At 66.8% G+C, this 12,081-nt stretch carries 10 protein-coding genes; all 10 read left to right on the plus strand.

Annotation, left to right across the window (positions count from 1 at the left end; translation table 11 throughout):
• Window positions 1-130: 130 nt before the first annotated feature.
• The 10 genes from ACAM54_RS28600 to ACAM54_RS28645 all read left to right on the plus strand — a co-directional run bounded on the left by ACAM54_RS28600 (window position 131) and on the right by ACAM54_RS28645 (window position 12,053).
• Window positions 131-2,722, plus strand: a complete 2,592-nt coding sequence (locus tag ACAM54_RS28600) for a type VI secretion system Vgr family protein (protein ID WP_369651513.1) — start codon at window positions 131-133, stop codon at window positions 2,720-2,722.
• Window positions 2,701-4,563, plus strand: a complete 1,863-nt coding sequence (locus tag ACAM54_RS28605; RefSeq protein ID WP_369651512.1) for an esterase/lipase family protein — start codon at window positions 2,701-2,703, stop codon at window positions 4,561-4,563. Before ACAM54_RS28600 ends, ACAM54_RS28605 begins: the two co-directional genes overlap by 22 nt.
• A 37-nt stretch (window positions 4,564-4,600) precedes the next feature.
• Entirely contained in the window at window positions 4,601-5,563 is a 963-nt protein-coding gene (locus ACAM54_RS28610; protein WP_369651511.1) for a T6SS immunity protein Tli4 family protein, read from the plus strand.
• Between the two features lie 232 nt (window positions 5,564-5,795).
• A complete protein-coding gene (locus tag ACAM54_RS28615; protein WP_369651510.1) occupies window positions 5,796-6,290 on the plus strand; it encodes a pentapeptide repeat-containing protein in 495 nt (164 codons plus the stop codon).
• 124 nt (window positions 6,291-6,414) lie between these two features.
• Window positions 6,415-7,314 (plus strand): LysR family transcriptional regulator, encoded by a 900-nt coding sequence (locus tag ACAM54_RS28620; protein WP_369651509.1) that lies wholly within the window; start codon window positions 6,415-6,417, stop codon window positions 7,312-7,314.
• A 135-nt stretch (window positions 7,315-7,449) separates the two neighbouring features.
• Window positions 7,450-8,460: a Bug family tripartite tricarboxylate transporter substrate binding protein gene (locus ACAM54_RS28625; RefSeq protein ID WP_369651508.1), complete on the plus strand. Its 1,011-nt coding sequence runs from the start codon at window positions 7,450-7,452 to the stop codon at window positions 8,458-8,460.
• 48 nt (window positions 8,461-8,508) lie between these two features.
• Entirely contained in the window at window positions 8,509-9,198 is a 690-nt protein-coding gene (locus ACAM54_RS28630; protein WP_369651507.1) for an RraA family protein, read from the plus strand.
• Window positions 9,195-10,121, plus strand: coding sequence for an NAD(P)-dependent oxidoreductase (locus tag ACAM54_RS28635; protein WP_369651506.1), 927 nt, complete (start codon window positions 9,195-9,197; stop codon window positions 10,119-10,121). Before ACAM54_RS28630 ends, ACAM54_RS28635 begins: the two co-directional genes overlap by 4 nt.
• Window positions 10,122-10,201: 80 nt before the next feature.
• Window positions 10,202-11,158, plus strand: a complete 957-nt coding sequence (locus ACAM54_RS28640; protein ID WP_369651505.1) for a Bug family tripartite tricarboxylate transporter substrate binding protein — start codon at window positions 10,202-10,204, stop codon at window positions 11,156-11,158.
• Between the two features lie 7 nt (window positions 11,159-11,165).
• Complete coding sequence (locus ACAM54_RS28645) at window positions 11,166-12,053, plus strand: amidohydrolase (RefSeq protein ID WP_369651504.1); 888 nt, start codon at window positions 11,166-11,168, stop codon at window positions 12,051-12,053.
• Window positions 12,054-12,081: the final 28 nt, after the last annotated feature.

The raw sequence follows: 12,081 nt of genomic DNA on the forward strand, positions 1-12,081 counted from the left end.
TCGGGTGCTTCCGCAGCGGCAGGCAGGACTTACATAATCGAACAAAAGACCGCCCGCCACAGAGGCGGTCATTGCAGGGAGCATCTATGTCAATTCACGACGGCGCGCGCGTGCGCGCTGGCTTGTCGCCATGAGGCGGCGCGTCACCATCGTCACGCCGGCAGGCGATGCGCTTCAGTTCCATCGCCTCGCCGGCCGCGAAGCCCTCAGCCAGCCATACAGCTTCGACATCGACCTGCTGGGCAGCCACAACGCCATCGATCCGAAGGCCATGCTGGGCAAGGGAGCCACCGTTGCCATCAAGACCGAGCACGGCGAAATACGCTACCTCGGCGGCATCGTCTGCGGCTTCGGCTTTTTCCGCGAGGGCGACCGCCATTGCATCTACAGGATGCGGCTGCGTCCCTGGCTGTGGCTGGCCACCCGCCGCTCCGATTTCAGGATCTTCCAGGACCAGAGCGTTCCCGAAATCATCACCGCGGTGCTGGAGCGCTACGGCTACCCGCTCGAACAGAAGCTCGGCCGCAGCTACCGCCGCTGGAACTACTGCGTCCAGTATGGAGAAAGCGACTTCGCCTTCGTGTCCCGCCTCTGCGAACACGAGGGCCTGTACTACTTTTTCCGGCACGAAGCCGCACAGCATGTGCTGGTCTTCGCCGACGACATCGCCAGTTCGCACGGGCCCTTGCCCGGCGGCGAAGAAGTCCGCTTCCACGTCGACGAAAAAGCCGGCATGACCGGCGGCCGCGATGCCCGCGAGCGCATCTACGAATGGGCATCCTCCGACGAAATCCGATCGGGCCGTTTCGTTCACAACGACTACGACCACCTGCACCCCAGGGCCGAGCTGACCGAGGCGCGGCAGCAACCGGGCGGCCACGACCATGACCGCTCCGAGTGGTGCGAATGGCCCGGCGGCTACACCCAGCCTGGAGATGGCGAAGCCTATGCGGCCATCCGCATCGAAGAACTGCAGAGCGAGCGCAGCCGCGCCAGCGGCCGCTCCAACCGGCGCGACCTTGCGCCGGGCTTCACCATGCGCCTGGCAAGCCATCCCCGCGCCGACCAGAACCGGCAATACCTGCTGCTCGGCGTAACCTACGACCTCCAGGAAAACATTCAGGCCAGCGAAGGCGCGAACGCTTCCGAAGGCTCCGTTCAACGCTTCGCCTTCGACGTGCAGCCCACCGAGCTGCCGTGGCGGCCCGCGCGCACAACCCCCAAGCCACTCATCAAAAGCCTGCAGAGCGCCGTCGTGGCCGGCCCGCCCGGCGAGGAAATCTGGACCGACCAGTACGGCCGCGTGAAGGTGCAGTTCCACTGGGACCGCATCGGACAGCGCAACGAGAACTCCAGCTGCTGGATGCGCGTGTCCTCGAGCTGGGCCGGGGGGAATTTCGGCGAGGTGGCGCTGCCGCGCATCGGGCAGGAGGTCCTCGTCGGTTTCCTCAATGGCGATCCGGACTACCCCATCATCATCGGCCGCGTACACAACGCCCATGAAATGCCGGCATGGAACCTTCCCGAACAGAAGCACCTGGCAGGCTACCGCAGCCGCGAACTCGGCGGCGGCAGCGGTCGCGGCAACCACCTCGTGTTCGACGACACGAGCGGCAAAGTGCAGTCCCAGCTCAAGAGCGACCATCTGAGCAGCAGCATCAGCCTGGGCCATGTCGGCCGCATCGAGGACACGGCCGGGCGCAAGGAGGATCGCGGCCAGGGCTTCGAGCTGCGTACCGACGGGCACGGCGCCATCCGCGCCATGGCCGGCCTGCTCCTCACCACCGAGCCACGCCCCCAGGCGCAGGCCCACATCACCGACATGCACGAGACCGTGGCGCGGCTCGCGCAGGCGCGCGAACTGCACAACGGCCTCGGCCAGGCGGCGCAGGACGCCAAGGCTCAAGACCCAGGCGACCAGGACGAAGTGGCCCGGGCGCTGAAGGAACAGAACGACGCCATCAAGGGAAGCGCAGGCGACCCTGCACAAGGCCAGTTCCCCGAGTTCCAGCAGCCGCACCTGACCCTGGCCAGCCCGGCAGGCATGCAGGCCGCGGTGCAGGGTTCCATGCACCTTGCCAGCCTGGAGCACAACGCGCTCACCAGCGGCGCGCACACCAGCGTGAGCGCCGGCAAGAGCTTTTTCGTGACCGCAAGGAACGCCGTGCGCATATTTGCCATGAAGGCCGGCTTCCGCCTGATCGCCGGCTACGAGAACATCGACATCCAGGCCCTGCGCAACGGCATCACCATGCTGGGCAAGCTCAACGTCAAGATCGAATCACGGCGCATCACGGTCACCGCAGCAGACGAGGTGCTCATCAGTGGTGGCGGCAGCTACAGCCTCTGGAACGCACAGGGCATCGTGCACGGCACCAATGGGGTTTGGCGCGAGCATGCGGCCATGCACAGCCTCATGGGGCCGGACAGCCGCACGCCCCAGGTGGTGAACCGCGATGCGACGGCGGCGTTCGACCAGGAAGTCATCTTCCACCACCTCGATGAGAAGAACACGGAAGCGGCCAGGCAGGTGTTCAGGCTCACACGCGGTGACGGATCGCCTCCGCCGCCCGAGCCCACGGCCTCGTCCGATCCCGCCGGGCTTCCCCGCGCGGACACGAACGCCTCCGGTGCGACCACCGATACCGATGGCACGACGCAATTGCAGCGTTCCGATGGTCCCGAGATCTACAGGGTGCGTTGGATGGGGAGGAAGAAGTAATGGCTGCCCAGGGCAAAGAAGAAGATATCTGGCTGGATTTCAGCCTCGGCATCGGCGGCTTCGCGGACGTGGCCGTCGCCACGACGCCGGTAGCCGACAAGCGAAAGATCCGCGCGCGCGTGCCGCCGGGAAAAATCATCCCCATCGTGTTCCTGCCGGGCATCATGGGCAGCAACCTGCGCCTGTCCAGGGCGCGGCAGCAGCATCTCAAGCGCAGCGACAACATCGCCTGGCGTCCCGACGATGCGGGAGACGGCTGGAGCCGGCGCAACGCCGAGCCGGCCGAGCGCCAGATGCGGCTGGATCCGGACGAAGTGGAAGTCGACCGCTACGAAGTCACCGACAACGGTCACAGCCACTTCGACGCCACGGGCGATGCGACCGTCAGCTCCGACAAGCGTCATGGCAACGTGCCTGATGACCTGGGCCGCGTCGGCAAGCTGCTGGTCGATGACCCCGTGGCGGACCCGAACCATCCGCTGGCGAAGAACAGCCTGAGCTTCACCGCTGCCCAGAAGGCCCGCGCGCGTGGCTGGAGCGAGGTGATGTTCAGCGCCTACGGCGACATCATCAAGCGCATGGAGAATCAGCTCAACGACATGGTGCGGGGCCATGGCGCGAACGCGAGGCTCTCTCCGGTCTGGACGCCTGCGGGAGGCGGCAACCACGCCGTGCCGGTCCGGCGCGATCGCGCGGCCATGCAGAACCCCTCGGCCTTCGGCGCCATCGGGGCCCCTGCGCTGACCGAAACCGACATCCGGAAGATCGGCAACTGCTGGTACCCCGTGCATGCCTTCGGCTACAACTGGCTCAAGAGCAATGGAGAGGAAGCCAGGGCGCTCGCGCCGAAGATCGACAAGCTCATCCAGACCTACAACGAGAACGGCTTCGACTGCCCGGGCGTGATCCTGGTGACCCACAGCATGGGCGGCATCCTGGCACGCGCGCTCATCCACCCGGACTACGGCAACATCAACAGCAAGGTGCTGGGCATCGTGCACGGCGTGATGCCCACCACCGGCGCGGCGGCGGCCTACAAGCGCATGCGCGCGGGCTTCGAGGGCGGTGGCATCAAGGCGGACATCATCCAGGGCGTGCTGGGCGATGACGGCGCGAAGGTGACGGCGGTGCTGGCCAATGCGCAGGGCGGGCTGGAACTGTTGCCGGCGGCGGCCTATGGCACGCAGTGGCTGCATGTGCAGGACCAGGATGGGAAGTTCCTTGCACGACTGCCCCAGGGCAATGCGGTGGATGAGATCTATACGTTGGGGCCGCAGAAGTGGTGGCGGCTCATGAATCCGGAGTGGATCGATCCGGCTGGGCAACTCGGAAAGCCTCCGAAAGAAGGTGGAAAAACCAAAAATCAGATCGGCCCTGAGGCAACCATGAAACGTGTCGAAAAAGCGATGGAATTCGCCAATGCCATCCAGAACACCTTCCACGAGCGCACCTACGCCCACTATGGCAACGATCCGGACCATCCGGCCTGGAACGAGGTGTCATGGCGCGTGGTCGACGGCGATGCGGCGAAGGCGGGCGACCCGGCGAACTGGACCATGGTGCCCGGCGAGAAAGGCGACAACAAGAAGGGCCTGCTGAAGGTGCGCGGCAACCACGGTGTGGAACTCATACTGAAACTCCAGCCACCCCCTGCCGCAGCCGATGGCACGGTGCCGGTGGAGCGCAGCGCGAGCAAGGTGAAGGCGAAGCTCAAGTTCGTCCAGCGCGGCTATGACCACCAGGACAGCTATATGAATCCGGATGCCGACGCCTCGACGCTGTACAGCATCGTGCGCATCGCCAATGAATTCGACCCGCCGTGGTGGGACAAGAAAGACTGAAGCGCCTCGCTTTAACCATGACCAAGGGAGCATTCCGATGACGAACCCTCGCATTGAACGGCTGTTCGAACACACCAAGCTGCTGTGCTTCGGGCGCTATGTACTCACGGCGCCCGTGGATTCGCGCCTGGCCTTCGGGCGGGACTTTCCGACACTGCCCAATCAAGCCAAGGACATCGAGAAGGTGATGGAGGCCGAGCGGACGAAAATCCTCTCGGCAAACAAGACAGCCGAAATCACCTACTTCGGCAAGGGACCGGCCCCGAATACGTGGCTTATTCGATCATACGAAGACAAGTTCGCAAAGAAATATGAACTTGAAGAATTTCATTTCTACTACGTCGTCGGGCCGCATATCTTTCTGGACGGTGATGCGACAGCCAAAAGCCAAAACATAAGTGCAGACTATTTGCTCAAGGATGCAGTGGAGACTTCAAAAAACCTGCGACCTCGTGGCCCCGATGAAGTGCCCACCGAACAGGGCCTGTGCCACCAATTCGGATTCCGGCGGCTGGACGGCGCCAAGGGCAACGTGCTGACCCAGGTCGGCCTTCACATAGCAGCCTTACCCGACGTGGTCTTCAGCGTCCAGAGCAACCAGACCATCAACGCCACCTTCCCCGGCAACAGCGATGGCCTGCTCAAGCTCATCGCCGAGCGCAAGCGCGAAGCGGGCAGCAGGTACCCCAAGCTCACCACCTTGCGCGAGGGCAAGAGGAAGGTCCATGGCTGGGACGGAGAAGAGTCGCTGGTGCGCCGCCCCGACGGCACGCAGGACTTCGAGTGGATGTTCATCGGCGAGAACGGCGGCAGCGTCGCACGTCCCGGCAACCTGAGTGTGGCGATGCACACCAAGGTCGAGGCCGACCGCATCGGCGCAGCCAAGGCCTCCTCGCTCAACGACGAAGAGGCCATCGCGTTGTGGGACAAGCTGCTCGAAGGCCTGAAGTTCCGCGTGGCGGTGCCGGGTGCGCCTGCCAATGCTGTGGCGATCAAGTGAGGAAATCAGCAATGACATCGATTCAACACCCGACACGGCGCCAGGCACTGCAGCTGGCCGCGGGCGCCGTGGCAATGACCGCCTTGCCGGTTCCCGCGCTCACACGACTTCAGGCCCTTGCCGGGCCGGCCGGACCATCGGCTAACCTGTTGTGGAAACCCGTGGACGATACCCCGCGCGTTGCGACCTCATCCGATGATCGGTTCATGCAGTTCTCTAACATTCTTCAATCATGAGTTCCCAAAAAATCATCACCGACCACGACCTCTGGCGCAAAGGCATGGGAGGCGCACCCGCGGGGCTGGTCGGGCAGGCCGACAGCCTGGCCTATGCCGGCCTCGATCTCGACCTGGCCCAGTTCGTCACTTCCACTTTCAATGGCAGCAGCTTCGCGGCCACGACCTTCAGGCAGGCAGTCTGGCGTTCCTGTGGGTTCACTGGCTGCAACTTCACCGGCTGCGACTTCGAAGGCATCGCGCTCACCGACTGCGTCTTCACCGGCTGCGTGTTTTCTCGATCCCAGCTGCGGCACAGCCGGCTCAGCGGCTGCCGGTTCAGCAACTGCCAGTGGGATGCCCTGAACTTCGACAGCAGCCACTGGACCCGGGTCGCCATCCTGGGCTGCACCGGAACCACCGTGCAGGCCGACGGCCTGTCCGGCGAGCAGGTCGACTTCACGGGCAGCCATTTCGAGCAACTGGAATTTCGCAACGCGCGGATCAACTGACGCGCCTTCTTTCCAAGGTGCGGGGCGCTATATTGCGAGCAGCCCGTGCCCGCCGGCACGGGGCAGGATCATTCGCTCGAGGGGCTGGCGCCATGCGTCGCGCAAGGGCAAACCAGGAGACATTTTGGACCTGCGCGATCTGCAGTATTTCGAGGTCATTGCCGAACTCGAGCACATGGGCCGCGCCTCCGAGCGGCTGCACCGGACCCAACCCGCACTGACGAGTTGCGTCAAGCGTCTCGAGGAGGCCTGTGGCGCGGCCCTGTTCGAGCGAACGGGGCGCGGCATCCGCCTCACGGCCGCCGGCAAGGCCCTGCTCAAGTGGGCGCAGCGCACGCGCTTCGACGTGGAGAGCGCGTGCCGCGAGATCGGCGACATCGGCCGCGGCCTGGCCGGCAACATCCGCATCGGCATCGTGCCCACGGCCGCGCAGTTCCTGCTCCCGCCGGCGGCGCGAGAACTGATTGGCGAGGCGCCGGGCATCACGCTTCGCACGACGGTCGCCCTGGGCGACATCCTGACGCCGCTGCTGCGGGCCGGCGAGATCGACCTGATGGTCGGCACCGAGGGCACGCAGGAGCCGGGCTTCACCTCGAAGCTGCTTGCCGAAGACCCGATCGTCGTGGCCGCAATCAGTTCGCACGAGATCTTCAAGAAGACGAGGCCGACGCTCAAGGACCTGGCGGGCTACCGCTGGGTGCTGCAGCCGCCCGGTGCGCCGACGCGCGACTGGCTGGACCAGACCTTCGACCGCAGCCACCTGCCGCGGCCCCAGGTGCAGGTGGAAAGCACGATGCTGCTGATGCTGCCGAGCCTGATCGCCGAGACCGGCCTGCTGAGCTTCATCTCGCGGCTGCACCTGCAGGAAGGCCGCTCGGGCGCGGCGCTGCGCGAGGTGAAGGTCCGGGGCGTGACCATGCGCCGCCGCATGGTGGTCACCTACCGCGAGAGCGGGTACCTCTCGCCGGCGGCGCAGCGCCTGGTGGTACTGCTGGCCAAGCACGGGCGCTTCCGTTCCCGCTGATACCCCAAGCGGCATTTATCGGTTCCAAGAAATTATCGATTGGACCGTTAAGGCCGCAGCGCGAATACTTGCCTCCATCGAACGCACCGGACCCACTTCACAGGGCCGGGCAGTTCGGCCACTGGAGACAAGTTCATGCCCTCTTTCCCGCTTCGTGCCGGCGCTTCGCGTCGTCTCGCCATGGCCGCCGCAAGCCTGGTTGCCGGCGCCACCCTCCTCGCGCCCGCCGGTGTTCTTGCGCAGGCCTCGTATCCGTCGCGGCCGATCCGGCTGATCGTGCCGTTCCCGGCCGGCGGCGGCACCGACCTGATCGCGCGTGAGGTCGCCAACAAGGTCGCCACCAGCAACGGCTGGTCGATCGTCATCGACAACAAGCCCGGCTCGGGCGGCAACCTCGGGGTCGATGCGGCCGCCAAGGCCGCGCCCGACGGCTACACGCTGGTGCTCGGCCAGACCAGCAACCTGGCGATCAATCCAACGCTCTACGCGAAGCTGCCCTACAACCCGGAAAAGGACCTGACACCGATCGGCCTCGTCGCCAGCGCGCCGCTGGTGCTGGTGGTGGCGGCCGACTCGCCATACAAGACACTGGCCGACGTGGTGGCCGCGGCCAAGGCCAGACCCGAGGCGCTCAACTATGCGAGTTCGGGCAGCGGCACGGTGGCGCACCTGGCGACCGAGCTCTTCCAGAAGACCGCCAACGTGCGGTTCACGCATGTGCCCTACAAGGGCGCCGCGCAAGGATCGACCGACCTGATCGGCGGCCAGATCCAGATGTACATGTCCTCGGTGCCCACGCTGATCGGGCACATCAAGAGCGGCAAGATGCGCCCGATCGTCGTCACCTCGCGCAAGCGCACGACCGATCTCCCGGATGCGCCGACGGTGGACGAGTCGGGCTACAAGGGCTTCGAGGCCGCGACATGGTTCGGCGTTGCGGGCCCGGCCGGCCTGCCGAAGGACATGGTCGCCAAGCTCAACGCGGCGTTCAACAAGGCGCTGCAGGACCCCGAGGTCAAGCGCAAGCTCGCGAGCCAGGGCGCCGAGGTGAAGGGCAGCACGCCGGAAGAGTTCGGCGCCTACATCCGCGAAGAAACCGTGCGCTGGGGCAAGGTCGTCAAGGACTCGGGCGCCAAGGTCGATTGACGCACACGCCGCACCAAACCTCCCGTCTTCATTCCTCCAAGAGAAACCATGTCCTCCAACCCTCCCGACATCATTCGCGATTTCGAGCGCGTACCCGCGCACATCGTGGCGCAAGCCGCGCAATTCCAGCCCGCCATCCTGGCCGACGTGGCCGGCCGCCGAGGCGCGATGCACGGCCGCATCAAGGCGTTGCGCCCCCGCATGAAACTCGCCGGCCCCGCCTTCACGGTGGAGGTGCGTCCCGGCGACAACCTGATGATCCATGCCGCCATCGCGATGGCCAGGCCCGGCGACGTGCTGGTGATCGACGGCAAGGGCGACCAGGGCTCGGCGCTCATGGGCACCATCATGATGACGGCCTGCCAGAAGCTCGGCATCGTCGGCGTGGTGATGGACGGCGCCTGCCGCGACAGCCTCGAGATCGACGAGATGAACTACCCGGTGTTCTGCGTGGGCACCAACCCGAACGGCCCTACCAAGAACATCGCCGGGCGCATCGGGCATCCCGTCTCGGTCGGCGATGTCACGGTGCGCGCGGGCGACTTCGTGATCGCCGACGGCGACGGCGTGGTGGTGGTGGAGCGCGAGAAGATCGAGGCGCTGCTGCCCGCGGCGGCCCGGAAGGTCAGCGACGAGGCCGCGCGCATTGCCGCGATCAAGGAAGGCGACACCGCGGCCAAGTGGCTGAACGGCGCGCTGCGCACGGCCGGCGTGCTCAAGGAAGGAGAGGTGCTGTGAGCAGCATCTTGGTGACCGGCGCCGACCTGGCGCCGCAGGCCGTCGCGCTGCTCGAGGGCCACGAGATCGTCTACGCCGGCAAGGCCCCGACCGAGGACGACCTGGTGGCGCTGTGCCGCGCGCATGATCCGGTGGCCATCATCGTGCGCTACGGCAAGGTCGGCGCCGCGGTGATGGACGCGGCGCCCTCGCTGCGCGTGATCTCCAAGCATGGCAGCGGCACCGACACCATCGACAAGGCCGCGGCCCAGGCGCGCGGCATCGAGGTGGTCGCGGCCGTGGGCGCGAACGCCGCCGCGGTGGCCGAGCAGGCGCTGGCCCTGCTGCTGGCCTGCGCCAAGTCCGTGGTGCAGCTCGATGCCCGCATGCATGCCGGCCACTGGGACAAGGCCACGCACAAGAGCCTCGAGCTTGGCGGCCGCACCATCGGGCTGATTGGCCTGGGTGCGATCGGACTGCGCTTTGCCCGCATGGCCGATGCGCTGGGCATGCGCGTGATCGGCTTCGATCCCTATGCCGGGAATCTTCCGCCCCATGTCACGGCCGTCGACCTGCCGACGATCTGGCGCGAGTCCGATGCGATCTCGCTGCACTGCCCGCTGACGGAAGACAACCGCGGCCTGGTCAACGCCGACACGCTGGCCCGGTGCAGGCGCGGCGTGATCCTGGTCAACACCGCGCGCGGCGGCCTCGTCGACGAAGCGGCGCTGCTGGCCGGAGTGCGTTCGGGCCAGGTGGGCATGGCGGGCCTGGACAGCTTCGCAGTGGAGCCGATGGCCGCGGGCCACCCTTTCCAGGGCGAGAAGAACTTCGTGCTGAGCCCGCACATCGGCGGCGTGACCGGTGACGCTTATGTGAACATGGGCATCGGCGCGGCGAAGAACGTGCTGCAGGTGCTCGCCCGGCAGCCGGCCACCACCTGAGCCTTCGGCGGCGCGCCGCGCAGCGAATGCACTGCGGCACACCGGCAGCGGACACGAACACAACAACGAGAGACGAATCCATGAAGACATTGATCCAGCGCGTGCTTGCCGCATGCCTTCTTGCTGCGGCATCCGCGCACGCAGCCTTTCCCGAGCGTCCGATCACCCTGGTCGTCCCCTACGCGCCCGGCGGTTCGGCCGATGCGCTGGCGCGCGTGCTCGCCGTGCGCATGGGCGCGAAGCTGGGCACGAGCGTGATCGTCGACAACCGCCCCGGCGCGAGCGGGACCATCGGCGCGAGCTTCGCCGCCAAGGCCCCGGCCGACGGCTACACCGTGCTCTACGACGCCACGCCCTACTCCATCAATCCGCACCTGTTCCCGCGCATGCCGTATGCGAGCAATGCGCTGCAGCCGCTGGCGCTGGTCTCGCTGGCGCCGAACCTCCTCATCGTCAGGGCCGAATCGCCGATCAGGGACGTGAAGGACCTGGTCGCCAGGGCCAAGGCCGCGCCGGGCAAGCTGAACTTCGCCTCCGGCGGCAGCGGCACGGTGCAGCGGCTGGCGGCGGAGCTGTTGCGCCAGCGGCTCGACCTCGACATGGTGCACGTCGGCTACAAGAGCGGCGGCCCCGCGATCGTCGATGTGACCGGCGGCCAGGTCGACTTCATGTTCAGCACCATCGCGGCGTCCTATCCGCTGGTCTCTTCGGGCAAGCTGCGGGCTCTCGCAGTCTCGTCGCCCGAGCGCTCCAAGCGCCTGCCGGACGTGCCGACGGTGGCCGAATCGGTCGTGCCGGGCTACGAGGCCTTCGAATGGAACGGGCTGCTGCTGCCGGCCGGCACGCCCGAACCGGTGGCCGCGAAGCTGCACAAGGCGCTGGTCGACGTACTGAAGGAAGACGAGGTGAAGCAGCGCTTCGCCGACGTCGGCGTGCAGGCCGTCGGTTCCACACCGGCCGAGTTCGCGGCCTTCCTGAAGAAGGAAGACGCGAAATGGGCCGAGGTGATCCGCAAGGGCAACATCAAGCTCGACTGACACGCCGATGGCCGATCTCCCGCTCACGCATCCCGTGCCGCATTCGGTCGGGCTCGAGCGCCCTTCGCGCGCGCTGCCCGCAGGTGCCTGCGACAGCCACATGCACATCTTCGATCCGCGCTTCGCGCCCTCGCGGCACTGGAAGCGGCAGCCACCGCGCGCCGAGGTCGCCGCCTATCGCCAGCTCCAGGAGCGGCTGGGCACGTCGCGCACTGTCGTGGTGAACCCGTCGACCTATGGCACCGACAACGCCTGCATGCTCGACGCGCTGGCGCAGCTCGGGGCAAGCGCGCGTGGCGTCGCGGTGGTCGGCGCCGAGGTGGACGACGCGCAGCTCGAGCGCCTCGCGGCGCAGCGCGTGTGCGGATTGCGCGTGAACTTCGTGACGCCGCAATCCTGGGGCGCCACCACGGCGGACATGCTGACGGTGCTCGCGCGCAAGGCGGCGCGCCTCGGATGGCACATCCAGGTCTTCGTCCACCCCGGGCAGCTGGTCGAACTGGCGCCGCTACTCGAGGCCCTGCCCGCCCCGCTCGTGGTCGATCACATGGCACGCATCGATCCCGCCGAAGGGCCGGCCGGCGCCGCCTTCGCCACGCTGCACCGACTGCTCGACAAGGGCAACACCTGGGTCAAGCTCTCCGGCGTCTACATGCGCTCGCGAGAAGGCGCCCCGGCCTACGGCGACGCGCAGGCACTGGCCCGTGCGCTGGTCCGGGCTGCGCCGGAGCGCATGCTCTGGGGCAGCGACTGGCCCCACACCACCGAGGCGCCGGGCACGGTCGACGATGCCGGCCTGGTGAACGTGCTGCGCGCCTGGTGCGGCGACGATGGCGTGATGGACCGTATCCTCGTCGACAACCCGGCGAGGCTCTACGGCTTCGGCCAACCCTGATTGCGGCCTGTGCCGCGACGGAGACTCC

The organism is Variovorax sp. V93 (genome assembly GCF_041154485.1).
GTDB classification, from domain to species: Bacteria; Pseudomonadota; Gammaproteobacteria; order Burkholderiales; family Burkholderiaceae_C; genus Variovorax; species Variovorax beijingensis_A.